Genomic DNA, 26,674 nt, shown 5'->3' with positions numbered 1-26,674 from the left:
TCGCCTCAGCATATCCTTTCTTTTAATCATATTTTCCGCATTGTTTCCTTTATTAGTCAGGTTAGGAGATTCCGGAACTTTTATCTTGGTTTTTACGACCGTTTTTAGTGTTTTTTATCTGAAAGAAACCCAAGTTAGAAAATGGTATTTTATATTCGGATTGTTGGTTTGTCTTTTTGCAAATGTTCTGATTTTTTTAATAAATGGGAGGTTGGAATTATTGGATAGTCGGATTTTGATGAGAATTTCAGTTTATTATTTTAGTTTTTGGGCAGTTCCCGCGATTGTTGGTTTTGTTTTGACCGACGGTTTAAAACTCAAATTAAATCTGGGAATCCAATTGGGATTGGGATGTTTGTTGGTATTTATTTTAATTCCCCGTTTTGTTTTTGAGAAAATTGACCCCAAATATTTGATGATTGCATTATTTCTCATTTTCGGATTTTTAAATGGTTATTTTTCAACTCGAAAGAATTTTTATCAAAACTTCATCAGCTTTTCAATTCCTTTATTCATTCTGCTGATTTTTAGTTTGTTCATGTATCAAAAAGATTGGGATTTAGAAGTTGCGATCATGTTTATGGCTATTTTGGGATCCATTATGGTTTCCAATTTTCTGGGAAAATTCATTGGAACAAAAAGAAAAATTATAAAATTGGAAGAAAATCATGAAGTTGAATAGAGATCAAATCACGAGTGTTTTGTTGGTTGTGGGGCTTTTGGTATTGTTTTTAACACCTTTGGGGAAGACGATTCATGCAAAAATTTTGGCTTTTACGGCTTCAGATCCAAAATTAGAAATGACCCATAAAAATTTGGAACCCAAAGATTGGCAAATCAATTTGTTGGGATACAATGGTTTTTCCGACACCAATTTAGAAGCAATGAAAGGAAAAGTTATACTGATTAATTTTTGGGGAACTTGGTGTGGGCCTTGTGTGGCCGAAATGCCAAGCATGCAAAATTTATACGATGCCAAAAAAAAAGAAGTGAATTTTCTCTTTATTTCCAGAGGAGATAAACCGGAAAAAATAAAATCTTTTTTGGAAAAGACAAATTACAATTTTCCGGTCTATGAAATCGCCAATAAACCTTCAAAAGATTTCATTCCAAATACTTTGCCTACCACTTATGTCATCAATAAAAATGGGGAAATTGTTTTTGTAGAAAAAGGAATGGCAGACTGGAATGCGCCCGAAGTTCATGCCATGCTTGATAAATTGATTTCGGAAAATTAACCTATAAACAACGCTTTCAGCTCATGGGCATCTTTCGGATTCATTTTTCCGGCGAGAATTAGACTCAATTGCTTTCTACGCAGTGCCGCATCAAAACGTTCTTTTTCTTCTTCCGTTTCCGGTTGTATTTGTGGAACTTGAGTTGGTTTATTGTTTTCATCTACCGCTACAAACGTATAAATTCCATTATTGGTCTTGATCAATTCTTGGGTCATGGGATCATCGATCCAAACGTCCACATAAATTTCCATAGAACTTGAGAAAGCACGCGTTACTTTGGCTTCAAGTTTCACGATGCTTCCCAGCGGAATCGGCGTGTTAAACGATACGTGGTTCACACTTGCTGTTACAACTTGAAAGCTTTCAGCATGACGGCGAGCCGCGATAGAGGAAATCCTGTCCATCCTTGCCAACAGTTCTCCACCAAATAAGTTGTTCAACATATTGGTTTCACCCGGAAGTACCAGATTGGTTAGTACGGCAGCAGAATCAGCTGGAGTTTTGATTTTTGTGTTCATAAAAAAAGACCTATTGCGGTGCAAAGGTCTTTAATAATTATAGATTTTCAAATTCTTTCTTAATCTTTCAGAGATAAAACCCAAGTTTCAGGGAATTCTTCCCCAATTTCTCTTCGGTATTGTTGCGCTTCATCTTTGGTTGGAAATGTTTTAAAAGCCACATAATAATAACTTCCTTTTTTCTGTGTCATTTTTGCGGCTGTAAATCCCTGTTCATGCAATTTTTCTACTTGAGCATTTGCTTCTTCAAGTTTTCGGAATGAACCCGAAATGACTTGGTGATCGTAAACGGTCAAAACTTCTTCTTTATAAGTTGTCGCTTCCGATTCAACTATTTTGATAGGTGAAGCAACGGCTTTTGCAGCTTCAGTATTTGGGTTGAAAACAGGAGAAACAAAACCGCTCCATTGTTGGTTGACGTAATCAGTGACAGGCTGAGGTTTCCCGAAATAAAGGAATCCACCGATTAAAATAGGAACCATAGCTGCGGCTTTCCACCAAATGGTCGATGAACTTTGATTGTTTTCTGTCGGTAATATGTATTTGGCTCTGATACTTTCTAGTCCAAATGCTTCCAATAGATAATTTTCAGCATTGGGCTCGAATTCTAATCGTCCGGTCTCATCTTTTGTGAAATTTCCCAATTCAGCCAAAACCAAGCTGGAATTGGTGTTCAAATGATTCTTCCAAAACCGAACCGTTGTTTCGATTTCTTCTTTTGCTTTTTCAAAAGAAATTCCTGTAGATTGCGCCAATTCTTGAACCAATAACCCATCATTTAAAATCAAAGATGGATTGAAAGCGATTTTTTTAGAGGGAGGCGAGAAAACAGCGGTTTCCGGTGTATATGCCGAATTGGATTTTTGGGTGATAAATGCCCCAAATTCCGGAACGACCACACAATCATGGCGGTACAATAAAAATGAGATGTGTTTTTCCAAATTCATAATCCAAAATTACAAAAACAAATATAGAAAATCACCTGTGGTAAATAAATTGTTAATAAACTTTCCCTACATTTAAGTCATGAACTCTGACCTACTATACCAAATGGCCTTGACTTATATTCCTGGTTTAGGCCCTGTCAATCAGCGTAAAATCATGAAGACGATTGATCCAAAAACGCTGTGGGATCTTTCTGAAAAAGAATTAAAAGAAATTTTCAGAGGACGTAAAGAGTTCATCTCTTATTTCCAATCTCAAGAATTATTGGATTTGGTACAGAAAGAAATGGATTTTTGTTCCAAACATGAAATCGAAATATTGGGTTTTGATACTGAAAATTATCCCGAAAAATTAAAAAACTGCACAGAATCGCCTTTGATTTTATTTAAAAAAGGAAATTATGGTTGGAAAGAAAAATTGATGATCGGTATTGTTGGAACGCGTAAAATGACGGTTTATGGTAAAAAATTCATCGAAGAATTCATTGAAAATATAGCAGGTCAAAACATCGCAATTGTCAGCGGTTTGGCATTTGGTTGCGACATAGAAGCACATCGGAATTGTATCAAACATCAAATCCCCAATTTAGGGGTATTGGCACATGGTTTAAATCGGATTTCGCCATCGGCGCATAAAAAAGAAGCAAAAGAAATCGTTAAAAACGGCGCTTTGCTTTCTGAATATTCTTCATTTCACAATGCCGAACCCATTAATTTTATTTTGAGAAACCGGATCATCGCCGGTCTATGTGATGCTGTAATCGTTGTAGAATCAGATGTAAGAGGCGGTGCTTTGGCGACTGCGCAATTTGCTAATTCCTATAACCGTGAAGTTTTTGCTGTTCCGGGAAGGGTGCAGGATAAATTCAGTTTGGGTTGTAATGAGTTGATTCAGAGCAATCAAGCTGTGATGGTCAGAGGAGCTGAAGATGTTTTGCGGTATTTTAATGTGAAAGCGAAACCCAAACCGATTCAAACTCAGTTGTTTGTCGAATTGGAACCCGAAGAAAAATTGATTTATGAATTCCTAAAAGCCAATGGAAATCAACAGATCGATTTCATGGCGAATTACCTTCAAATCCCGGTTTTTAAGCTCAATTCTACTTTGTTGAATTTAGAATTAAAAGGCGTGGTTCAAGCTTTTTCAGGAAAAATTTATGGTTTAAATTAAAAAAAAATAAAAATTCATTTGTAAAAATTCAGAAAAATATAAATTTGTTGAAAACAAACAAGAGTCAATATGGAGCAAATCATTCATGATTTTATAGCAGATGTGGAAAAGAGGAATCCGCACGAGCCTGAATTTTTACAAGCGGTAAAAGAAGTAGCAGAAACGATTTTGCCGTATATCGTAGATAAAGATATTTATTTTGGTCAAAATTTATTGTTGCGCATGACCGAGCCGGAAAGAACGATAACCTTTCGTGTGCCATGGGTTGATGATAAAGGACAGATTCAGGTCAACCGAGGATATAGAATCCAGATGAATTCAGCAATCGGTCCCTATAAAGGAGGTTTGCGATTCCATCCCAGCGTAAATTTAAGCATCTTAAAATTTTTGGCTTTTGAACAAACTTTCAAAAATGCATTGACTACTCTTCCGATGGGTGGTGCAAAAGGAGGTTCAGATTTTGATCCAAGAGGTAAATCTGAAGGCGAAATCATGCGTTTTTGTCATGCTTTTATGCAAGAATTATACAGACACGTCGGGCCCAATACTGACGTGCCGGCAGGTGATATAGGAGTTGGAGCTCGTGAGATCGGATACATGTTTGGGATGTACAAGAAATTGAAAAATGAATTTACCGGTGTGATTACCGGAAAAGGAATGTCATGGGGCGGATCTTTATTGCGCCCGCAAGCAACCGGATTTGGAGCAGTCTACTTTTTAAAAGCTATGCTTGCTACTCAAGGTCAGGAAATAAAAGGGAAAAGAATTGCGGTTTCCGGATTTGGGAATGTAGCTTGGGGAGCTGTGACAAAAGCTGCGGAATTGGGCGCTAAGGTTGTAACACTTTCAGGGCCTGATGGACATATTTATGACGAAGACGGTATTTCAGGTGAGAAAATCGAGTATATGTTGGAATTGCGTGCTACCAACAATGATGTGGTAAAGCCTTATGCAGAAAAATATGGTGTTCCTTATTTTGAAGGAAAAAGTCCATGGATGCAAAAAGTGGATATCGCCATGCCTTGTGCCACTCAAAACGAATTGCGTCTAGAAGATGCAAAAATGTTGGTGGAAAATGGTGTACAATGTGTAGTAGAAGGAGCCAATATGCCAACGACTCCAGATGCAATGGAATGGTTTCAGCAAAATAAAGTCCTTTTCTCTCCTGGAAAAGCTTCCAACGCCGGTGGAGTTGCTACTTCAGGCTTGGAGATGTCGCAGAACTCTTTGCGCATCGAATGGTCTGCAGATGAAGTGGATAGAATACTTACCAAAATCATGGGCGACATCCATGAACAATGTGCCAAATATGGTAAACAAGAAGACGGTTACATCGATTATGTCAAAGGAGCTAATATCGCCGGATTTGTAAAAGTGGCGGATGCCATGCTGGCGCAAGGCGTGGTTTGAATATAAATTAGATTATATGAAAAACACTTCAGATGAATAGAATTTGAAGTGTTTTTTTTATAGGTCAATCTTTTAAAAATTACCTAAATTGCAGTCTTCAAATCATTAACACATGAAATCATTTATTACTTTATTCTTTTTAATTTTGGCCGGTCTAAGTTTTTCCCAAGATTTGGTTCTGATTAAATTTTCCGACAAACCATCTTCCCAAACCTATTTTGACAACCCTCTTTTGATGCTTTCCCAAAAAGCGCTCGATAGAAGAGATAAATATAACATCGACCTTAATTTACAAGATGTACCGGTAGAGGCTTCTTATGTCACGCAAGTGGAAGCTTTAGGGATCGATCCGATTGCCGTTTCCAAATGGTTCAATGGCGTTTTTGCTTGGTGTACCGCCAATCAAATTTCACAAGCAGAAGGATTGTCTTTTGTTTCGGAAGTAGAAACCTTTGTTCAAGATGATTCTAAAATGTCCGATGGGATTCCGCTTGCCGATAAATTCAATCTTCCGACTGAAATTCCTCAAGAATCTAACGGGATTTTGGATTTTGTGTATGGAGCAACTGAAACACAAGTAACCCAATTGAATTTGGAATACTTGCATAACCTCGGATTTACAGGTGATGGAATTACCATCGCTGTGATGGATAACGGTTTTCCGGGTGTGGAGTCCAGATCAGGATTTGCTTATATCCGAGACAATGGACAGATTAAAGGTGTTTATAATTTTATCGATGATAACGAACAAGTTTATGGACGAGGAACGCATGGAACGGTTGTTTTGTCTACAATCGGAGGTTATTTGGAAAACGAATTTGTAGGAACTGCCATCGATGCCGATTTTTATTTGTTCATCACAGAAAACAATACGCATGAATTGCCGGACGAAGAAGTCAATTGGATAGAAGCAGCAGAAAGAGCGGATAGCATAGGCGTAGATGTAATCAATACTTCATTGGGGTATAGTCAATTTGATGATCCACGCTATGATTATACCTATGAAGATATGGATGGTCAAACGACCTTTATCACCCGAGGAGCACAAATTGCAGCCGAAAAAGGAATCATGGTGGTGAATTCAGCAGGAAATTCAGGAAATGATTCTTGGCATTATATTACGGCTCCGGCAGATGGTGTGGATGTGTTTACCATCGGTGCGGTTCGTGAAAATGGTCAAGCTGCCAGTTTTTCATCTTTTGGACCTACCTATGACGGACGTATCAAACCCGACGTAGATGCTTTGGGTTCGGGAGCAGCTGTGATTCGTCCCGATGGCGAGGTTGAAGATGCTAGTGGAACTTCATTTTCATCGCCGATAATGGCGGGTGCCATGGCATGTTTTATTCAAGCATTTCCGGAAACCATTACTACTGAAATGCGTCAAAAGGTGAGAGAATCCGGACATTTGTTTGAAAATCCAACTGATCAACTCGGATATGGAATCCCGGATTTCGGAGAAGCTTATGAAAGTATGATGTCCGTAACAGATGTTGCTGAAGCAACGGTTGTAATTTATCCGAATCCAACTTCGGGAATCGTAAATATTGATTCTGACAGAGCGATTCAACAAGTTCAATTGATTTCCATGGAAGGGAAAATTGTACGAAAATATCCTTCCGCTTCCCAAATCAATATCCAAGAATTACCAAAAGGCGTTTATGTCTTGAAAATCCAATTGGAGAATGGAAAAATGGAAGTTCAGAAATTGGTGAAGAAATAATATTATTGAATTGAGGTTTTTATTTCTTTTTATTAATTTGCTTTTGAGTTATTTTTTAGTGGCTCAACAAGCATCAACAATAATTGGAAATACTTCTGCTGATGCTAATGGTAAGTATATATATGTTGGTTATGATGGCCCGGGATTAAAAGATTCGGTTCAAATTCAAGACAATAAATTTGAATATTCAATTTCAATTAAAGAACCTATAAATTTTTATCTGAGTAAGGATAGTAATTTCTACTACTCTGAAAAAGATATTGTCACATTTTATATAGAGCCGGGGAAAATTGAGTTTGATTTTGACTTTGATGATTTAAGTACAGTCAAAATTCAAGGTGTGAAAACTGAAACTGAGAGACAATCATTACGAGCATCAAAAATACCGTTATCAAATCTTATTGTTGAAAACAATACTATTCTCAGCGAACTTTACAAAAACAAGGAAACAGAAAAAGAGGCAGAACAGAAAAAGACTCTCCAAACTGAAATCAATCAATATGAAAGGATTTCAGATTCCTTGAAGCTCGAATTGGGAAAATTAAGTTTGGCGTTTGCAAAATCTCATCCCAAATCCTATTTAGCGCCCGAACAACTTTATTATGCGTTAACTCGAAATGGAAGTTCTATTTATTTCGACGATATTAAATCGGCCTTTGAAAATTTGGACGATGAAATCAAAAATTCTCCTAAATCGGAAGAATTAAAATTGGGAATAGAAAATTTCACTAAAAGTCAAGTTGGTGTTCCGGCACCCGAATTTGAAATGAAAGATTTAAATGAAGAAATAGTGAAATTGGAAGATTTCAGAGGGAAATATGTGTTATTGGATTTTTGGGCGAGCTGGTGCAAACCTTGTTTGGAAGATATGCCCCATATCAAAGAATTGAATCAAAAATACAAATCAGAAGGATTAGAAATAATTGGAATTTCTGAAGATAAAAATGTTCAGAAATGGAAAGATGCCATCGAAAAATTTGAACTTTCGGCTTGGAGACAATTTTCCATTGAGCAAAATCAAAGTTCGGTAAAATCGGATTATTTTGTAAATGTTATTCCGATAAAAATATTGATTGATCCAAATGGAAAAATTATCCAAAGATGGCGTGGTGGAGGAGAACCCAATCAATTGAAATTAGAACAAGTATTACGAGAATTATTTAAATAATTTCATCAAAAACATACTCCGGAGGAGTTATATGTTGGTAGCCTTGGTTGGAGCTCAAGATTATTTTTGCGTGTATTTTTGATGTGAAACAATCAAAAATCATGACAAAATTCTAATTCAATAATCCTAAGGCATCATTTTCACGCCTTTTTTCGCCAATCGCATTTTTGTATACGAACTATCCGACTTTTGAATCGGCGCATCATTTTGAAATAAGAAAACCGAATTGTCCTTTAAATTATAGGTTGAAATTTCCGGTACATTTTCATCATTGTTTTGCAACAAAATAAAGATGGAATCACTTACCCAAAAAGCATCTTCCACCCAATAAGATGGTCCGAAAAAGGCAACTTGTTGAACTGTTTTCTTTTTCACATCTACCATATTCACCGCTTGATCTGCCTCAAATAGAGCATTGCCCTCTTCATCCTTTGACCAATTGTAACTGTCGATGTCGAGATAAAAAGTTCGAGACGGATTGTAGATTAGAAAAGGTTCATAGGTTTTGTCAAATTCCGCTTCAAAATTTCCTTTTACACTTCCGGGTTGCATTTCCAATTTTTGCGTTTGTTCCAAATTGAAATTGTTCATGGAGAAAGATGGATCAGTGGATTGATAATGTTTGCGCCAATTTTTAAAAGTAGCGTTGGATTGTAAATCGGCAAGCGCCGAATTTTCCGTTTCCGGTTCTTCTGCATAATCGAGGGAATCGGTCTCCGTAAGAATTTCCTCGGAAACGGATTCATCTTTTTTATCGGAACAGGAAAATAGTACAGCAGAAAATAAAAGAGAAAGAATGATGGATTTGCTTTTCATAGTTCAAACAATTGAAATTCAAACGCATTGCTGCAAATCTTGAACCAAAAAATTATATAAAAAAACCTTTATCATTTTTCTACAATAAAGGTTTTAGTAATATTTAAGTTGCTTATCAATTTGGCTTTCCAATTTCATGGATATTTCCAAAAATATCTTTTGGATCTGGTCCCCATTGATTGGTATTGCCTTCTCCTTCAGTGAAAAACCAAACCAATAAAAGAATTGGACCCACAAGTGGGATTAAGTAAAAAAGTAAATACCAGCCACTTTTTCCTATGTCGTGAAGTCGGCGAACTGCCACAGCCAAAGATGGTATGAACGTAGCCAAACCATAAATCATTAATATTCCATATAAAAGCCAAAACATGGCGCCCGGCTCTTGATTTTGAGATAATCCAATTGATGCAACCATCGGGATATAAAGAACTAGGGTTATGATGAAATTGGTTAAAGTAAAATACCAATATTCACTTCGCCTCGCTCTACCACTGAAGTTTGCATAATTTTCAAATAAAACTTTTTTGTACCAATCTATCATGTTCATGTTTGTAAAGAGTTTAAATTATTTATAAAAGAAAAATATATATAATGGGTTTAAACCATAAAATTTTCAGCGAATTTCTTATCCTCATTCATTTGATCGACCAATTCTTCCATGGAATCAAATTTTTGATCGTCCCTGATTTTATGAAGCAATTCCACCGTAATCATTTCGTCATAAATATTTTGATCAAATTCCAAAATATAGACCTCCACTCGTTTTTCATTGGAATTCGTAACGGTTGGTCGTGTTCCGATGTTTAGAAGTCCTTTGAAAATTTCGTCTTTAATTATAACTTTTACGACATAAACGCCGTTTCCGGGAATCAATTTGTAGGGTTCAATTTCCAAATTGGCCGTAGGAAAACCAAGTGTTCGTCCTATTTTATCGCCATGAATCACTTTTCCGCTGAACGAATAATTTCGTTTCAAACCGGAATTTGCAAATTCTATATTTCCTTCCAGCAAAGCATTTCGGATTTGGGTCGAACTGATGTGGTTTTCGGCCGATTTTACTTCTGAGATTTTTACAACTTGAAATCCGTGTTTTTTGGAAAGTTCGTTGAGTTGTTCAAAGTTTCCTTGACGATTTTTTCCGAAATGATGATCGTAACCGATCACAATGGTGTGGATGCCAATTTGGTTCACCAATAATTCTTTGACAAACTCCTCTGAACTCAAATCTGCAAATTCCTGTGTAAACGGATGAAAAATCAGATTTTTCAATCCTGATTTTTCGAGCAATTCGATTTTTTCATCTAAGGTCGTCAACAGCATCAAATCATCAGCTCCTTTCCCCAAAACCACTCTGGGATGCGGTTCAAATGTTAACAAGACACTTTCGCCATTTATTCTTTCTGCAATTTCGTTGAGTTGAGAGATGATGGCTTGATGGCCGATGTGGATGCCGTCAAACATCCCAAGCGTCAGCACCGGATTTTTTAGGTATTTACATTCGTCGATATGGTGAAAAATCTTCATCGACGGCAAATGTATTGGTTCGAATTGAATTTAGTAAAAGAAATTTGGAATAAAATTCTTAAATTTTACTTTGTAAGCAGTTGAAATACTGAACCATTTGTAAGAAATTGATAAAGTTTAAAAGAATGATAAAAATCTTATTATTCGTAGGTTAAGAATCAGTTGATTGGCTTATATTTGCACAAAATTTTAAAAAACATTTAATCTTTATAAGATGGCAAACCATACAGGAAAAATCGCACAGATTATCGGGCCGGTAATTGACGTTGTTTTTGAAAACGCTGAAAGTCTTCCACAAATTTACGATGCATTGGAGATCCCAAGAGCTGGTAAAGAGTCTTTGATGCTTGAAGTTGAACAACACATCGGAGAGGATACCGTTCGTTGTATCGCGATGGATTCAACAGATGGTTTACAGAGAGGTCAAGAAGTACGTGATTTAGGAGGTCCTATCACGATGCCGATTGGAGAAGCTGTAAACGGTCGTACGTTTAATGTGGTAGGGGATGCCATCGACGGATTGGGGAATTTGGACAAATCAAATGGTCTTCCGATTCACCGTCCGGCACCGAAGTTTGAAGATTTATCGACTTCATCAGAAGTTTTATTTACGGGTATCAAAGTAATCGATTTGATCGAGCCTTATGCAAAAGGAGGAAAGATCGGATTATTTGGTGGTGCGGGTGTAGGTAAAACCGTATTGATCCAGGAGTTGATCAACAATATTGCTAAAGGACACGGTGGTTTGTCTGTATTTGCCGGAGTGGGTGAAAGAACCCGTGAAGGAAATGACTTATTACGTGAGATGTTAGAAGCAGGTATCATTAAATATGGTGATGAATTCATGCACTCTATGGAAGAAGGCGGATGGGATTTGTCAAAAGTTGACAAAGAATTGATGAAAGAATCAAAAGCGGCATTCGTATTTGGTCAGATGAATGAACCTCCGGGAGCACGTGCACGTGTGGCTTTGTCCGGATTGACATTGGCAGAATATTACCGTGATGGTGATGGTTCAGGTCAGGGACGTGACGTACTTTTCTTTATCGACAACATCTTCCGATTTACACAAGCAGGTTCTGAGGTATCAGCACTTTTGGGTCGTATGCCATCTGCAGTAGGTTATCAGCCGACTTTGGCAACAGAGATGGGTGCGATGCAGGAAAGAATTACTTCGACAAAAAGAGGTTCCATTACTTCCGTACAAGCGGTTTACGTTCCTGCGGATGACTTGACTGACCCGGCACCGGCAACGACGTTTGCACACTTGGATGCAACGACGGTATTGTCTCGTAAAATTGCTTCTTTAGGTATTTATCCGGCGGTAGATCCACTGGATTCTACTTCTAGAATCTTGACTCCACAAATTTTGGGTGACGAGCATTACGATTGTGCACAAAGAGTAAAAGAAATTTTACAACGCTACAAAGCGCTGCAAGATATCATTGCGATCTTAGGTATGGAAGAACTTTCTGAAGAGGACAAACAAGTGGTACACCGTGCAAGACGTGTTCAGCGTTTCTTGTCTCAGCCATTCCACGTAGCCGAGCAATTTACAGGAAACCCTGGAGTTTTGGTTGATATCAAAGATACCATCAAGGGATTTAACATGATCATGGATGGTGAAGTGGATCAATATCCGGAAGCAGCATTTAACTTGAAAGGTACGATTGAAGATGTAATCGAAGCCGGAGAGAAAATGTTGGCAGAAGTTAATGCGTAAAAAGTTTAACGTTCCACGTTTAAAGTTTCAAGTTGGAGAATTGTTTTACAATTTTCATAAAGGTGAAAACCTTAAACTTTGAACCTAACCCTCCGTCCGACGTGGCGGATTAAACAAATTTTAAAATGAAATTACATATCATAACACCACAGCACGTCATTTTTGAAGGAGAAGTGGATTCAGTATCAGTTCCTGGTAAGGACGGTGAATTCCAGATGTTGGATAATCATGCTGCGATCGTTTCTTCATTGGACAAAGGAACCATCAAAATCAAATTGCATTCAAAAACGGTAGCCGATTTTGATAACCTTTCAGGAAAATTGGAAAAAGCACCCGGAAATGAATTGGTTTATTTGTTTGACGTAAGCGGTGGTGTAGTCGAAATGAGCAACAACATAGTTACGATTTTGGCGAATTGATCTTTAGAGAAATTAGTAAAAAGTAACAAGTAAATAGCAAAATCCCGAAAGGCAACTTTCGGGATTTTTTTTGCGCGAAATATTTAGGTCATAAAAAAACCTCCAAGTTTTTAATTCTTGGAGGTTGTATTTCTTAATTCTAACTTCGTAAATCGTATATCGAACTTCGAATTAATATCTGTAATATTCCGGTTTGTATGGCCCTTCCACTTCTACACCGATGTATTTCGCTTGTTCCGGCGTCAATGTTTCCAATTCCACACCCAGTTTAGCCAAATGCAAAGCAGCAACCTTTTCATCTAAATGTTTCGGCAAAGTATAAACTTTGTTTTCGTATTTATCGGAATGGTTCCACAACTCGATTTGTGCCAAAGTTTGGTTGGAGAATGAATTCGACATCACAAAAGATGGATGTCCAGTTGCACAACCTAAATTCACCAAACGACCTTCTGCCAGAATGATGATTTCGTTTCCGTTTACGTTATAAACATCTACTTGTGGTTTCACTTCGTATTTCGTTGCACCAAATTTATTGTTCAACCAAGCCATGTCGATTTCGTTGTCGAAATGCCCGATGTTACAAACGATGGTTTTGTCTTTCATTTTCTCGAAATGCTTTCCTTGAACGATGTTGAAATTTCCGGTCGTCGTGATGATGATGTCTGCATTGTCAACAACAGAATCCAACTTTTTCACTTCATAACCTTCCATTGCCGCTTGCAAAGCACAAATCGGATCAATTTCCGTAACCGTAACGATCGCACCAGCACCTTTAAAAGAAGCCGCCGTTCCTTTTCCTACATCACCATATCCACAAACTACAACACGTTTTCCGGCAATCATCACATCTGTAGCACGTTTTACCGCATCCACAGCAGACTCACGACATCCGTATTTGTTGTCAAATTTTGATTTGGTAACCGAATCATTTACATTAATTGCCGGCATCACCAAAGTTCCATTTTGCATACGTTCATACAATCGGTGAACTCCGGTAGTTGTTTCTTCAGAAAGACCTTTGATTTCGGCGGTTAATTCAGGATATTTATCAAAAACCATATTGGTCAAATCTCCACCATCATCCAAAATCATGTTCAATGGTTTTCTATCTTCTCCGAAAAATAAAGTTTGTTCGATACACCAATCAAATTCTTCTTCGTTTAATCCTTTCCAAGCATAAACCGGAATTCCGGCAGCAGCGATTGCAGCCGCAGCGTGGTCCTGAGTTGAAAAAATATTACAAGAAGACCAAGTTACTTCCGCACCCAGTGCAACTAAAGTTTCGATCAAAACCGCAGTTTGGATCGTCATATGCAAACATCCGGCGATTCGAGCACCTTTTAAAGGTTGTGATGGGCCGTATTCTTCACGGATTGCCATCAATCCCGGCATTTCAGCTTCTGCCAATTTGATTTCTTTTCTTCCCCAGTCCGCTAGAGCAATATCTTTCACTTTGTAAGGAATGTATTCGACTTGTGTACTCATATTTATAAAATATTTATCTAATTTTGAATTCGTTTAAGTTTTTGGACTGCAAAGTTACAAACTAATTTACCAATTTAAAATGCCGCTTATCAATTCTTTACATCAGGATGAATTTACCCGAATTGTGGGTTGGAAGACGCAGGAATCGGACGAAGAACTCTTGGCATACTTGGATTTAAGTCCTTATCGGATCATGAAATACTTGACATTGGGACCGAAACAAGCCAAAGAATATTTGGGGCTTCGTTGTTGTTTAAAGGAATTGAATTTGGATTTTGATGTGTATTATAATAAAAAAGGGAAACCTTATTTGCCTTCCAACAAACAATTGTCCATCACGCATTCCTTTGATATGGTATGCATCGGTTTGAGCAAATTCAAAATCGGCATTGACATCGAGAAAAATCGTCCGCATAAAATTTTGAATATCAAAGAGAAATTCATCAGAAAAGATGAAGCAGACTGGATTCCAAAGGAAAGAGAAGAAGAATATTTTCATGTGATTTGGGGAATCAAAGAAGGTTTGTACAAATTGGATGGTGGAAATCTTTGGAATTTTTTGCATCATTATCGGGTAGATCCTTTTGAATTAAAAGAAAATGAGCCGATTTCTTGTTGGATTTCAGATGAAACCAAAAGCCGGAATTATGAAGCCAAATATACGCTGATGGAAGATTATTATTTGGTTTGGACGTTGGATTTTGAATAAATATAAAAGATGAATGAATTGATCAACTATTTAGTTGAACCCTATAAAACCTATGAAACTTGGCAAATCTGGTTGGAACTTTCCGCCACGATTTTAGGAATTTCCAGCGTTGTTTTTTCCATGTTGCGCAACATTTGGGTGTTTCCGACTGGCATCATTTCCACGGTGATTTATGTTTATATTTTGTTTGTATTTGGGCTTTTGGGCGATATGTTGATCAATGTGTATTATACCGCCATGAGCGTTTATGGCTGGATTTTATGGTCCAAAAGTTCAGAAGATCAAGTTCATGTAGAAGTTTCTTGGGCAACCCGAAAAGAATGGAAATGGGGGATTTTACTGTTCATTTTAAGTGTTTCCTTAGTCACGCTGGTTTATTATTTCAAACCTTGGATTGACAATCAATTTTCAATGTCGGGCGTGGATTTGGGCTTGTATCATTTGGATTGGGCGAACTGGTTGGATGTTTTCACAACTTCGATTTTTCTGGTCGGGATGTGGTTCATGGCCAAACAACGCATCGAAAACTGGATTTTCTGGATCATCGGGGATTTGATTTGTATCCCGATGTTTTTGTACAAAGGTTTAGGAATTACTTCGATCCAATATTTGGTGTTTACGATTTTGGCTTCCATCGGATTTTATTTATGGATGAAGAATTCGAAGAAACAAGATGAAATAAATGAAATCGGATTAAATGGCTAATGATTTATAAGGTTATCAGGATTCATTTTGCCTGGAAAAATTCTAAGGATGATGATGGAATCCTTTTCCACTTGATAAATCAATTTATGATTGAATTTTGTTACAAACCGAATGTTGGGTTGATTGAAAATTGGTTCGACGGGATATTTGTCGGGGAATATAGTTAATGATTCAGCCAATTCAATTAATCCATCTAAAACCATGATCGCATTTTGTGGACTTTTGGCCGAAATAAACGCAATTGCCTCATTTAGATCCAAATAAGCTTCATTTTCCCAAATGATTTTCATTCATGATTTTTTTTCGGATTTCATCAGATGTAAAAAAAACAGCTTCACCCTTTTTGATGCTTTCTTGTTGCGACTCCATTTCTAGTAAATATTGACGTTCAAAAATGGGAGAATTATCCGTTCGGTATCCAATGATGTTTTCAGATTGAAGTAAATCATTGATTTTGCTCAAAATTTTCTCGTCAGAAATATTGAAAATTCTTTGGGCAATGTTAATTTTTAATTCGTCAGTACTCATAATGTAAAGGTATGGATTTTTGCATTCAATTCGGAATGATTAACTTTAAACCTGAAACGTCAAACCTGAATCCCGAATGTCCTACCAACAAAAATCCATCAAAAACTGGGCGGAAGACGACCGACCGCGAGAGAAATTATTGCTAAAAGGACGGAATTCGCTTTCCGATTCCGAACTGCTAGCCATCATCATGGGAAGCGGCTCACGGGACGAATCGGCGGTGGAATTAGCAAAGCGAATTTTGAATTCGGTGGAAAACAATTGGAACAATTTATCGACGCTTTCGGTCAAAGATTTATGCAAATTCAAAGGAGTTGGCGAAGCAAAAGCCATCAGCATCATCACGGCATTGGAAATCGGAAGAAGGAGAGCAGCGCAAGGATTGATTGAAAAACCGAAAATTACTTGCAGTCAGGATGCTTTTGTGATTTTCCAAAGTTTAATCGGCGACACACAAATCGAAGAATTTTGGGTTTTGTTTCTGAACCAAGCGAATTTTGTTATCAGAAAAGAACAAATCAGCAAAGGTGGAATCAGCCAGACTTCTGTCGATGTTCGAGTGATTTTGAAAACCGCTTTGGAAGAAATGGCGACCGGCATCATTTTGGCGCATAATCATCCGTCCGGAAACCTGAAACCCAGCGAGTCTGACCGACAAATCACCCAAAAAATAAAAGCCTCCGGACAAACCATGGACATTGCGGTGCTCGACCACCTCATTGTCACCCAAAAAGCCTATTTTAGCTTTGCCGATGAAGGAATTCTTTAACTTTTTACCTTTGTGTTCCTTTGTGCTATCATTGTGTACATTGTGGTTAATGAATAAAATGGAATTTTTTAACCACTAAGTTCTCCAAAAAATGCACAACGTGCACTACGAATTTAAATCCGATGAAAAATATAATCCTGATTTATACTGAACAATTATCACCACGAATCGAATATGTATTTGATTTCATTTTTAGCGAATTTTCAGGATTGGAATTTGAATTGACAATTGATTTGGAAGAATTTAAAAATTCAAATCGACCTAAAATTAATTTTTCAAGGAATTTAATTTTAGATGTAATTCAATTGATTCCGGACAAATTTTTATTTGAAAACACGATTTCCGAAACCATCAAATTTGAAGAACTAAACGAAATTGGGAAGATTTTTTTTGCACTCAGCCGATATGAAGAATATTGGCCACAGGAAAAAGACCAACATGGCCGAATTTCAGGAAAAGGGAAAGTGTATAAAACGCCTTTTGTGGACAGCTGGATTTTGGGTTTTCAAGAAAAATTGAAATCTAAATATCCGCAACTTGAATTCAAAAATCGGGAATTTGGCATCACGATGACTTGTGATGTGGACCAAGTTTGGCAATACAAACACAAAGGTTTTAAACGAACGTATGGCGCATTTTTGAGGGATTTTGTGAAATTGAATTTCAAAGAATTCGCGAAGCGAAAAAAAATTATTTCGGGAAAAGAAAAAGATCCTTTTGATACGTTTGAGGTGATTAAAAAATGGATGGATTCCTTCATTCTTCGGAATGACAAAAATGTGAAAATGATTTTCTTTTGGTTGATGGCAGATTATGGTGCATTTGATAAAAATAATCCGGTCTCAAATTTGGCTTTTCAAGAAAAAATCAAAGAAATTGCTGCTTGGTCAGAGTCTGGAGTTCATCCGTCTTATGCTTCGAATTCAAATCCTGAAAAATTGGAAGTCGAAATCAAACGTTTAGAAAAAATTCTAGGTAAAAAAATCAGAAAATCCCGCCAACATTACATCAAATTGAGTTTCCCTGAAACCTATCAAAACTTGATTCAAAAAGGAATTCAAGAGGATTATTCGATGGGTTATGCAGATGAAACCGGATTTAGAGCGGGAACTTGTACCCCGTTTTACTGGTATGATGTATCAAAAGAAGAAAAGACCGATTTGAAGATTTTTCCTTTTTGCGCGATGGATGTCACGATGCGGAATTATATGAAATTGTCCATTGATGAAGCGATTCAAGAAATCCAGCGACTGAAATCGGAAATCCAAAAAGTAAATGGAAATTTCTGTGTGCTTTTTCATAATTCGAATCTTAAAGAAGATTGGGAAGGTTGGGAGAAAGTGATAGAAAGTTTGTTTGAATAAAATGAGAAAACCGTGTCCAATGCGTCCGTCGCGGCGGATGTGTTCTTTGTGGTAAAATTGAACCACTAAGTTCACTAAGAAGGCACAAGGAACACAAAATCTGATTTTTCAATCTTTAAAGTGGGATTTTATATATTTGCCGAGATGTCCCAACTCCAAAAAATAAAACGCAAAAACCTTGATCTGGAAAAGTATTCCCGAGCATTGAACTACTCCATCAATTACCGGATTTATGCCGAGCATTGGTATTTGGATTTGTTGACTGATGAGCAATGGGAATGTTGGATCTATGGAGATTATGAAGTGATCATGCCGGTTCCATTACAATTTAAATTTGGGATTAAATTCGTGTTGCAGCCGATTTATTGTCAGCAATTGGGTGTTTTTTATCGAGAAGAAATTTCCGATGAATTGTTCCGTGAATTTGAGAACAAACTGCATAAATACCGTGTTCGCGCTTATCATTTTAACGAGGAAAATACGGAAAGGTATCAGCCGGAAGGGGAAAAAAGGGTAAATTATGTGTTGGATTTAAACCGGCCATATGACGAAACTTTTCAGAATTACTCCAAACATAGGAGAAAAGACATTCGGAAGTCGGAACGTCTCGGAGTTATAATTGAATTGGCAAAAAATAAAAATTCGTTTATCGAACTTTTTAAACAATATTATTCTCATATAAAAAGACAAGTTTCGGAATCTTTTCTTATAAAATATACAGAAGTTCTTATGAACAAAAATAAATTGGTTCATTATGATGTTTTGAATCAGGAAAGAGAATTGATTGCCTCACAATTTTTTTTGGATTCGGGCAATAGGAGAATTTGTATAGGTTTTGCTCGCAACAAAGAAACAGAAAATCATAATGCCTCGGCATTTGTGAAAAATCATTTGATTGAAGAGCTTTCCGGCCAAGAATTCTTTTTAGATTTTGAAGGATCTATGATTCTAGAAGTAGCTCATTTTATGGAAGGTTTTTCACCGGAAAAAAGGCATTATACAAGCTACACCAACTTTAGCGTCAAATTTTCTCGGCGATGATCACAAAGAAATTTAAAATCTCTTTTGTATTTTTACAAAAATGAACAGATGAAACCCATTTGCCAAATCCTATTTTTTAGTTTTATCCTCACAGCATTAAACGCTCAAGAAAAAAAAGATCCCGAACATTACAGCTATCCGTTTGAAGAGTCTTACGAACCACTGACTTTAAGAATAAACGCAATACTGCTTTACCGAAACGATGGAACGGGTAATTTCGACATGAATAATTCCGAAGACAAAGCTTTGTTTATGGAGTATCTGGAACGCACCAATGAAGTTTATGCTAATTTTCAGGAACCACCCGATTTGACGGGGTGTTATACCGGAACAGATTTTATAAAGGATGCAAGAATTCGTATAGATTTTAATGTGTTGAAAGTGAAAAACACTTACTATTGGAATTATTTGAACAGCGGGGCCATACCTGAAGAGCGAAAATATGGTGGATTTTCTCCAACCGAAAATTGGTACATAAAACCTTTGGACGATTCCATTTCCTCACTAAAAAACACGCCCAAAGGCATCAACGCATATTTTACCCAAAATGGAAAACGCTTCGATGATTTGTTTGCAAAAAATGGAGAAGGTTATGATTTGAGTGGAAATAATGCAGGGCAATTGCCCTCAACATCCAATCTAAAAAGAAGCTCTCAACTGCACATGGCAAATCAGTACATGAAATCCAAATACATGCGCTACCACGCAACCAAGGAATACAACAAACCTTGGTCAGAAGTAAAACAATGGTGGTTGGGCTATGCCTTAGCGCATGAGTTAGGACATGATTTCGGGCTGGGTCACTCCAATGAATACCATAGTTCAAACAAATGTATCTATACCATAATGTCCCAAAAAAATGAACACAAAAGAAATTGGTTACAACCAACCGAAATAAAAAAAATCCACTGGAATCTGACACGGACAAATTTGATGCAATTCGTCACACCGGAATCTGCTTATGGAGCGGTTTGGGTGTTGAATGAAAATACGAATTGGGATAAACCTAGACGTTTTTATCATAATTTCGAGCTGGCACAAAATCATACATTGAACATATCCGATTCCATTATTTTACCCCCACAAGGTTATGTGAAACTAAATAAAAATGCCAAAATCATTTTTTCTGGAAAAGGAAAAATAGTCGATGCTAATGGAAAAGAATTCAAGAATTTTGAAAAACATAGAACTGCCCAAATAATCTATCAATAGGAACTAAAATACTTTCTTAAATTTTCCGGAATCTTTCGGTTAAATTCGATCGCTTCAAACCGCTCAGCATAAGGTTCTTTAGCTTTGATCACCCGACATGGATTTCCAACAGCTATGGAATTTGAAGGAATGTCTTTGACCACGACGGATCCAGCACCTATGGTTACATTGTCTCCAATTTTCACACCGGGCAAAACAACAGAATTAGCAAAAATAAAAACATTATTTCCTATAATGATAGGAGGAGAAGTATCATGTTTTGAATGTTGGCAAACGTTATGGTTAGCAGAAATGATTTTACATCCCGGACTTATCCCAACATTATTTCCCAAAATAATCCCATTTACTGCTTGTATATATACACCTATATTATCACCCGGGTCACATAATATTCCTTTTTGAATTTTTTCCGGACTTCTCACAATTGAAGTGAAATGAACCGGCCACGGCGTTTTTCGATTGATACCTAAAATTTTCTGAGAAATGAAATTATATAAAATAATTTTTCGGTAAGATTTGTAACCATATTTAGGTCTGTAATATTCAGGATAAGCCCAATTCACCAACCATCCAAATAATAGAAAGTCCAATTTCTTCTTCCAATTAACCTTTTGATACTTTGACATTTTTCTTTAAATTGTATAAAACCGCAGCCAATAAAACCAAATATCCAATCCCCGACAAAATCGAGAAAATCCAAACGCAATATAGAAAATCATTTTGCTGTACACCTACATAAATCCCGATGAAATTGACCAACAATAAATAAATATTGAAAATCAGCGAATAATGATTTTTATTGATCACCATCACTATCGAAGCAATCGGATTCATCGCACTTCGTGCCAAAATCCAGAACGACAACGCCAAAACATAACTCCCCAGCCCATCCCAACTCTCCGTTAAAAACCAATCCAACAAATAAATCCCAAGCGTATTCATCACCAAAACAAATCCAGCGATGAGCGCAACATTGGTGAAAATCACTTTATAGGTCAATTTTTCTAAAGATTTTTTATCAGATTGACTCAGCGAAACCGCCTTTTGGAAATACACTCTGGAAACAGAGCCGGACAATAAAACCAAAGGAACAGACAAGATTTTGAAAGCCATTCCATAAATCCCAACTTCCGCTTTTGTGAAATAAAATAGGATCAAAATCGGCATGATGTTGTTGGCAATCGCGTTGAGCGCATCAGACGGATACGTAAATTTTACGATGTTGATGTGTTCCTTCACGCTTTCTTTAAAAAGCGGAATGTTCACTTTGATCAATTGACCTTTCGCTACGCGCGCATTGTACGTGAAAGAAGCAATCAAACCGACGATCCAACCATAAATCAATCCATTTTCTGTCCATCCCAAAAAATAAAAAATCGCTTGGAAAATCACCGAAACCAGTGAAGAAAGCACAAATGCCGTGGAAATTTGTTTGAACAATTTGAATTTGGTGAACAAATTATTTTGCGAAATGTTCCATCCAGTTAAAACCGCACCGATTCCCGTCAGAAATAAAACAAAAAAGGAAATTTGAAATGAAGCAACGTCCAATAATTTCAAAACGCCCATCACCGAAATCATCAAAATCGTCATGATCAACGTGATGCTCACGATTCCACTGAATAAATTTCGGATTTCCTTGCTTCCTTTTTGTAAAATCATGATGTTGTCCAACCGAAATCCGGATAGCACCGGTAAAATCATGATGTAACTGATGAACACATTGTAAATCCCATAACTGTCAGGTCCATAAAAATTGGCCAACACCAAACCGCCGATCGTTACGATCATTTTTGAAATCGTATTGCCGGCAAGCAACGAAAGTACGCCTTTGAAATTTTTGGTTTGAAATTGTTTGCGGTTGATTTTCAAAATCGCCTCGAATTTTACCACAAAACTACACATTAACGTTGAACCTTGAACTTTAAACCTTAAACTTTAAACTTCTACCCAAAGAATTCCATTGAAACTTTATACATTTGCCTGCTTATGGAAAACATCAAGCACATCTTTTTTGATTTGGACAATACCCTTTGGGATTACCGCAGAAATGCGAGAATCACGCTGGTCAAACTCTTTGAAGCATTTCAAATTCAAGAAAAATACGGTTATTCTTTTGACGAATTTTATCCTTTTTATTACGAATCCAACGAACAGCTTTGGGCGGATTATCGCGATGGAAAAGTAACCAAAGAAGAATTACGCGCTAGACGATTTCCCGAAGCTTTTGAAAATTTAGGCATTCCCGATGCCGATTTTGCACTCGAATATGAAAAACGATTTGTGGAAGAAGTCACGACTTCCAATTTTACGGTTGAAGGAACAGAAGAAATCCTGAATTATCTAAAAGACAAATATGAATTACATATTTTATCCAATGGTTTTGAGGAGGTTACGCATCAAAAAATCAATGGAAGTTTGATCAAAGATTTCATCCAAACCATCACAACTGCTGAAGGAGCAGGCGCCCCAAAACCAGACGCTAAAGCATTTCAAACCGCTTTGGACAAAGCCAATGCACAAAAAGAAGAATCGATTTACATCGGCGATGACTGGATTGCCGACATGATGGGCGCCACAAGATTTGGGATGCGAGCAATTTTCTTTAATCCGCTCAACGAAAACCATCTTTGGGTAGAAGAAATTCCGGTGATCGATCAATTGATTGAATTGAAAAATTATTTGTAAATCTTTGGGTGTAACCCTCCGCAAAAGCTGCGGGTCGGGCTCTCGGCACTCGCTTTTTTGTTGTCTTCGAGAACCTCAGACAACAAAAAGAGCTCAAACAAATGCCTCTATCCCTTACACAAGTCCGGAATCGAAATCAAAATTGAAACTTGATTCGAAAAGAAATAGCTGTAAATGCGAACTTCAAAACTCAAACTTCGAACTTCGTATTTATTTCCTCGATTTCATCGCCAACACGAACAAAGCAGCAATCGGCACCAACATGCCCAAAATATAAACCATATTCAGCTCAAACAACGGCGGATATATAACAATTGGCGCAACCAAACCGACGATCGCGCCGCCCATATGCGCTTCATGACCGATGTTCCCCAATTGTTTCTGAACGCCATAAACTGTATAACCCAAATACAAAATCGCAAAAAGCCATCCCGGAATGAATCCGTAAATCTGCAATTCATTTGGGAAAATAGCGATTGCTGCCATTACGATGCCCATCACGCCTCCCGAAGCACCAACCGCCGAATATCTCGGATTATTTTTTTGGAAAAAAAGTGCCAACAGATTTCCGCCTACAATTGACAATAAATAAATCACCGCAAAAACAACCGACCCCGTTGCGATGCTTCCACCAAATTGCATGGCAAAAAACTGAATAACCGGCGTTGCAAAGAAATAAAGCGTCAACATGTTGAAAATCAGGTGTCCCATATCGACGTGGAGGAATCCGGACATCAAAAGACGATCGTATTGTTTTCCTTCAGTAATCGCTTGTGGTTGAAATTTAAATCGTTCAAATAAATTATAATCGCTAAAGGCGCGATAACTGAAAAGCCCTGTGACTACGATTATGATGATGGTAATTAATGCCATTTAAAGTTTTTTGTTTGTTTTGTTTTTGAAAAATAGGTTTTTCTATTCTTTTTCTTCTTGGTTTTCTTCGCCGTTTTCAGCTTGTTTTCTTGGGAAATCAAAAAGCGAAGCTTGTTCACCCGTTGCACCGTCCAGTTCGTCTGGTTCTATTTTTGGCAATTCTTCTTCTTCCGGTTCTTCCGGTGCCGGATGCAGATTGATTTGTTTGATTTTATAAGTCGTCAATTGATTGCCTTGTGCTTTGATGCCTTTTACCGTAATGAATTCTTCCAAATTCACCGTTTCCATTTCTCTTTCTACACCTTTTACTTTTGAAAAAATCAAATCGACTACCGGAATTTTCTGCGTCGTTACCATTTCTACAAAAGAATTGGGATGTTCTGAAAAATAAAAGGTTTGAGGATTCAAAGTATCTTCCAATAAAAATCTTTTCACGAAATAACGCTCTTTTTCCGCATCATAATAAATACAAGAAATCGGCTTCTCAGGTCTCCATTTTTCGATGGTCAACAACTCATCATCATAACGATTGCTTAAATCAAAACTGGTCAACTTCGCATCACCTTTGTCGTTGATGGTCAATATCTTATCCGTTCCTTTAAAAGCGCCGAGCAGTTCGCCGCGTCCATCGGCATTCAAACGTTTTACCGTATCGTCAAACCAAATTTTCCGCGGCGCCAAAGTTGAAACGCCTTCTTCTTTTAGTTCCACTTTTTTCACCGGATATTTCGTCACCAAATTTCCTTTTGAAGCCCTTCCTTTTACGGCCAATTCTGAAAAGTTGATGTCCAATTTCAGTTTTTTCAAACGTTGATTGGGTTTCAAAAGGATTTGAACGACTTCGGCTTCACCGTTTGGATTGGCGGAAAAATAAAGCAATTCAGAACCTTTGGTTCCATTGGTCAAATCATATTCTTTGTCACGGGTAATGCCAGTTACCGCAAATCTTTTCATGTAAGATGGACCGTTTTTCCCATCCCGATAAATCAGATTGTAAATGGTGCGTTTGTCGTTTTTCTGCCAAACCGCAATGTGGATGATCCCTTTTCCAACAAAGGTTTTGGCATCGACTTTCGAAACCATCATTACGCCATCATTTCGGAAAACGATGATGTCGTCGATGTCCGAACATTCAAATAAAAATTCGTCTTTACGCAAAGAAGTTCCGATGAAACCTTCCGACTTGTCTACATAGAATCGGACATTGGCAACGGCAACTTTGGTCGCATCGATGTTGTCAAAAACACGGATTTCAGTTTTACGTTCGCGGCCTTTTCCGTATTTGGTTTTTAGATTTTTAAAATAATCCACCGCATAATCGATCAAATTGGCCAAATGGAATTTGACTTTTTCAATTTTTTCTTCGAGGGATTCGAGGAATTGTTGCGCTTTATCTAAATCGAATTTGGAGATGCGTTTGATGCGGATTTCGGTCAGTCTGACGATGTCTTCTTCCGTTACTTCGCGAAGCAAATGTCCGGTAAAAGGTTTCAAACCTTTATCAATGGCTTGGATTACACCTTCCCAAGTTTCTTCTTCTTCGATGTCGTGGTAAATTCGGTTTTCGATGAAAATGCGTTCCAAGGAAGAAAAATGCCATTGTTCTTGCAATTCGTTGAGTTCGATTTCCAATTCACGTTTCAGCAATTCGACCGTATTCTCCGTATTTCTCCGTAAAATTTCAGAAACATTTAAAAACTCAGGTCGATTCACATTGATCACACAAGCATTGGGCGAAATGGAAATTTCGCAGTCAGTAAAAGCATAGAGTGCATCGATCATTTTGTCGGGCGAAATGCCCGGTGATAAATGAACCAATATTTCTACGAACTCAGAAGTATTGTCCTCAATTTTTTTGATTTTGATTTTTCCTTTGTCATTGGCTTTCAAAATCGAATCAATCAAACTTCCGGTCGTCGTCCCAAAGGGAATTTCGGTAATTTTAAGTGTGAGTTTGTCTTCTTGTTGGATTTTGGCTCTGACTCTGACTTTTCCGCCGCGTTGACCATCGTTGTAATCACTGACATCGATGTAGCCACCGGTCAAAAAATCGGGATATAACACAAATTTCTTTCCACGTAAATAATTGATGGAAGCATCGATCACTTCGTTAAAATTATGCGGCAAAATTTTGGTGGAAAGTCCTACGGCAATTCCTTCAACGCCTTGGGTCAAAAGCAAAGGGAATTTCACGGGAAGGTTGTCCGGTTCTTTGTTTCGGCCGTCATAGGAGGGAAGCCATTCGGTTGTTTTGGGATTAAAAACGACTTCAAGCGCAAAAGGAGTTAGTCTTGCTTCGATGTATCGGGCTGCAGCGGCACCATCACCTGTTAAAATATTCCCCCAGTTTCCTTGGGTATCGATGAGCAGTTCTTTTTGACCGATTTGAACCATGGCGTCTGTGATCGCCATATCGCCATGCGGATGGTATTTCATGGTATTCCCGACGATGTTTGCGACTTTGTTGTATCGGCCATCTTCCAGTTCTCGCATGGAGTGCATGATGCGGCGTTGAACGGGTTTCAATCCGTCAAAAATAGAAGGAATGGCTCTTTCCAGTATGACATAGGAAGCATAATCGAGGAACCAATCCTCATACATTCCCGATATTTTTTTTATTGATTCTTCGTGCTGCTGTTCGCTCAT

Annotated in this window: 27 protein-coding genes; 15 read left to right on the top strand and 12 right to left on the bottom strand. The window is 37.5% G+C overall.

Annotation, left to right across the window (positions count from 1 at the left end):
- Positions 1-40: 40 nt before the first annotated feature.
- Together HU137_RS03090 and HU137_RS03085 are read left to right on the top strand one after the other, a co-directional pair.
- Positions 41-682 (top strand): hypothetical protein, encoded by a 642-nt coding sequence (locus tag HU137_RS03090; protein ID WP_182042340.1) that lies wholly within the window; start codon positions 41-43, stop codon positions 680-682.
- Positions 669-1,238, top strand: coding sequence for a TlpA family protein disulfide reductase (locus tag HU137_RS03085; protein ID WP_182042339.1), 570 nt, complete (start codon positions 669-671; stop codon positions 1,236-1,238). Before HU137_RS03090 ends, HU137_RS03085 begins: the two co-directional genes overlap by 14 nt.
- On the opposite strand, the gene HU137_RS03080 is transcribed toward HU137_RS03085, so the two are convergent.
- Positions 1,235-1,756 carry an acyl-CoA thioesterase gene (locus HU137_RS03080; protein ID WP_182042338.1) on the bottom strand — a complete coding sequence of 174 codons (522 nt, stop codon included), beginning with the start codon at positions 1,754-1,756 and terminating at the stop codon, positions 1,235-1,237. The two genes, HU137_RS03085 and HU137_RS03080, sit on opposite strands and share 4 nt — an antisense overlap.
- 59 nt (positions 1,757-1,815) lie before the next feature.
- Positions 1,816-2,703: an HU domain-containing protein gene (locus tag HU137_RS03075; protein WP_182042337.1), complete on the bottom strand. Its 888-nt coding sequence runs from the start codon at positions 2,701-2,703 to the stop codon at positions 1,816-1,818.
- Positions 2,704-2,782: 79 nt separating this feature from the next.
- Between HU137_RS03075 and dprA the strand changes: the two genes are divergently transcribed.
- From dprA to HU137_RS03055, 4 genes are all read left to right on the top strand, one after another.
- Positions 2,783-3,871: a DNA-processing protein DprA gene (gene dprA, locus HU137_RS03070; RefSeq protein ID WP_182042336.1), complete on the top strand. Its 1,089-nt coding sequence runs from the start codon at positions 2,783-2,785 to the stop codon at positions 3,869-3,871.
- A 69-nt stretch (positions 3,872-3,940) separates the two neighbouring features.
- Positions 3,941-5,281 (top strand): NADP-specific glutamate dehydrogenase, encoded by a 1,341-nt coding sequence (gene gdhA, locus HU137_RS03065; RefSeq protein ID WP_182042335.1) that lies wholly within the window; start codon positions 3,941-3,943, stop codon positions 5,279-5,281.
- Positions 5,282-5,393: 112 nt separating this feature from the next.
- A complete protein-coding gene (locus HU137_RS03060; protein WP_182042334.1) occupies positions 5,394-7,004 on the top strand; it encodes a S8 family serine peptidase in 1,611 nt (536 codons plus the stop codon).
- Positions 7,005-7,047: 43 nt separating this feature from the next.
- A complete protein-coding gene (locus HU137_RS03055; RefSeq protein ID WP_182042333.1) occupies positions 7,048-8,172 on the top strand; it encodes a TlpA disulfide reductase family protein in 1,125 nt (374 codons plus the stop codon).
- A 126-nt stretch (positions 8,173-8,298) separates the two neighbouring features.
- Here the strand turns inward: HU137_RS03055 and HU137_RS03050 are convergent, their stop codons facing one another.
- The 3 genes from HU137_RS03050 to HU137_RS03040 form a co-directional block, all read right to left on the bottom strand.
- The gene (locus HU137_RS03050; protein WP_182042332.1) at positions 8,299-8,988 is read right to left on the bottom strand and encodes a hypothetical protein; all 690 of its coding nucleotides are present in this window, start codon (positions 8,986-8,988) and stop codon (positions 8,299-8,301) included.
- A gap of 115 nt (positions 8,989-9,103) precedes the next feature.
- Positions 9,104-9,535, bottom strand: a complete 432-nt coding sequence (locus HU137_RS03045) for a DUF805 domain-containing protein (protein ID WP_317169887.1) — start codon at positions 9,533-9,535, stop codon at positions 9,104-9,106.
- 50 nt (positions 9,536-9,585) lie between these two features.
- Positions 9,586-10,512: a bifunctional riboflavin kinase/FAD synthetase gene (locus HU137_RS03040; RefSeq protein WP_182042331.1), complete on the bottom strand. Its 927-nt coding sequence runs from the start codon at positions 10,510-10,512 to the stop codon at positions 9,586-9,588.
- Between the two features lie 214 nt (positions 10,513-10,726).
- Here HU137_RS03040 and atpD point away from each other — a divergent pair, with 214 nt between their 5' ends.
- Complete coding sequence (atpD, locus tag HU137_RS03035) at positions 10,727-12,235, top strand: F0F1 ATP synthase subunit beta (RefSeq protein ID WP_182042330.1); 1,509 nt, start codon at positions 10,727-10,729, stop codon at positions 12,233-12,235.
- A 125-nt stretch (positions 12,236-12,360) separates the two neighbouring features.
- The gene (locus tag HU137_RS03030) at positions 12,361-12,654 is read left to right on the top strand and encodes a F0F1 ATP synthase subunit epsilon (protein ID WP_182042329.1); all 294 of its coding nucleotides are present in this window, start codon (positions 12,361-12,363) and stop codon (positions 12,652-12,654) included.
- Positions 12,655-12,825: 171 nt separating this feature from the next.
- On the opposite strand, the gene ahcY is transcribed toward HU137_RS03030, so the two are convergent.
- Complete coding sequence (ahcY, locus tag HU137_RS03025; RefSeq protein ID WP_182042328.1) at positions 12,826-14,139, bottom strand: adenosylhomocysteinase; 1,314 nt, start codon at positions 14,137-14,139, stop codon at positions 12,826-12,828.
- A gap of 79 nt (positions 14,140-14,218) precedes the next feature.
- On the opposite strand from ahcY, the gene HU137_RS03020 reads away from it, so the two are divergent.
- Both HU137_RS03020 and pnuC read left to right on the top strand, forming a co-directional pair.
- Positions 14,219-14,848, top strand: a complete 630-nt coding sequence (locus HU137_RS03020; protein WP_182042327.1) for a 4'-phosphopantetheinyl transferase family protein — start codon at positions 14,219-14,221, stop codon at positions 14,846-14,848.
- A gap of 9 nt (positions 14,849-14,857) precedes the next feature.
- Positions 14,858-15,553 carry a nicotinamide riboside transporter PnuC gene (gene pnuC / locus HU137_RS03015; protein ID WP_182042326.1) on the top strand — a complete coding sequence of 232 codons (696 nt, stop codon included), beginning with the start codon at positions 14,858-14,860 and terminating at the stop codon, positions 15,551-15,553.
- Here pnuC and HU137_RS03010 read toward each other — a convergent pair.
- The gene (locus HU137_RS03010) at positions 15,550-15,843 is read right to left on the bottom strand and encodes a type II toxin-antitoxin system RelE/ParE family toxin (protein WP_182042325.1); all 294 of its coding nucleotides are present in this window, start codon (positions 15,841-15,843) and stop codon (positions 15,550-15,552) included. The two genes, pnuC and HU137_RS03010, sit on opposite strands and share 4 nt — an antisense overlap.
- The gene (locus HU137_RS03005) at positions 15,821-16,081 is read right to left on the bottom strand and encodes a hypothetical protein (protein ID WP_182042324.1); all 261 of its coding nucleotides are present in this window, start codon (positions 16,079-16,081) and stop codon (positions 15,821-15,823) included. The genes HU137_RS03010 and HU137_RS03005 overlap by 23 nt, the downstream gene beginning before the upstream one ends.
- A gap of 76 nt (positions 16,082-16,157) precedes the next feature.
- On the opposite strand from HU137_RS03005, the gene radC reads away from it, so the two are divergent.
- The 4 genes from radC to HU137_RS02985 all read left to right on the top strand — a co-directional run bounded on the left by radC (position 16,158) and on the right by HU137_RS02985 (position 20,467).
- Positions 16,158-16,850: a RadC family protein gene (radC, locus tag HU137_RS03000; protein ID WP_182042323.1), complete on the top strand. Its 693-nt coding sequence runs from the start codon at positions 16,158-16,160 to the stop codon at positions 16,848-16,850.
- A 122-nt stretch (positions 16,851-16,972) separates the two neighbouring features.
- Positions 16,973-18,214, top strand: a complete 1,242-nt coding sequence (locus HU137_RS02995) for a polysaccharide deacetylase family protein (RefSeq protein ID WP_182042322.1) — start codon at positions 16,973-16,975, stop codon at positions 18,212-18,214.
- A gap of 144 nt (positions 18,215-18,358) precedes the next feature.
- Positions 18,359-19,255, top strand: a complete 897-nt coding sequence (locus HU137_RS02990) for a peptidoglycan bridge formation glycyltransferase FemA/FemB family protein (protein WP_182042321.1) — start codon at positions 18,359-18,361, stop codon at positions 19,253-19,255.
- A gap of 48 nt (positions 19,256-19,303) precedes the next feature.
- Positions 19,304-20,467: a hypothetical protein gene (locus HU137_RS02985; RefSeq protein ID WP_182042320.1), complete on the top strand. Its 1,164-nt coding sequence runs from the start codon at positions 19,304-19,306 to the stop codon at positions 20,465-20,467.
- Here HU137_RS02985 and HU137_RS13075 read toward each other — a convergent pair.
- Positions 20,461-21,093, bottom strand: a complete 633-nt coding sequence (locus HU137_RS13075) for an acyltransferase (protein ID WP_182042319.1) — start codon at positions 21,091-21,093, stop codon at positions 20,461-20,463. The genes HU137_RS02985 and HU137_RS13075 overlap by 7 nt on opposite strands.
- Positions 21,071-22,360 carry an oligosaccharide flippase family protein gene (locus HU137_RS02975; protein WP_182042318.1) on the bottom strand — a complete coding sequence of 430 codons (1,290 nt, stop codon included), beginning with the start codon at positions 22,358-22,360 and terminating at the stop codon, positions 21,071-21,073. Before HU137_RS02975 ends, HU137_RS13075 begins: the two co-directional genes overlap by 23 nt.
- Positions 22,361-22,456: 96 nt before the next feature.
- On the opposite strand from HU137_RS02975, the gene HU137_RS02970 reads away from it, so the two are divergent.
- Positions 22,457-23,155: a YjjG family noncanonical pyrimidine nucleotidase gene (locus tag HU137_RS02970; RefSeq protein WP_182042317.1), complete on the top strand. Its 699-nt coding sequence runs from the start codon at positions 22,457-22,459 to the stop codon at positions 23,153-23,155.
- A 210-nt stretch (positions 23,156-23,365) separates the two neighbouring features.
- Here the strand turns inward: HU137_RS02970 and HU137_RS02965 are convergent, their stop codons facing one another.
- Together HU137_RS02965 and HU137_RS02960 are read right to left on the bottom strand one after the other, a co-directional pair.
- Complete coding sequence (locus tag HU137_RS02965; protein WP_182042316.1) at positions 23,366-24,028, bottom strand: rhomboid family intramembrane serine protease; 663 nt, start codon at positions 24,026-24,028, stop codon at positions 23,366-23,368.
- Positions 24,029-24,070: 42 nt separating this feature from the next.
- The gene (locus HU137_RS02960) at positions 24,071-26,674 is read right to left on the bottom strand and encodes a DNA gyrase/topoisomerase IV subunit A (RefSeq protein ID WP_182042315.1); all 2,604 of its coding nucleotides are present in this window, start codon (positions 26,672-26,674) and stop codon (positions 24,071-24,073) included.

The sequence above is a fragment of the Moheibacter lacus genome, assembly GCF_014042165.1.
Lineage (GTDB): Bacteria > Bacteroidota > Bacteroidia > Flavobacteriales > Weeksellaceae > Moheibacter > Moheibacter lacus.
Note: the sequence above shows the minus strand (reverse complement) of the source record. Positions and strands in the feature narration are given on the sequence as shown.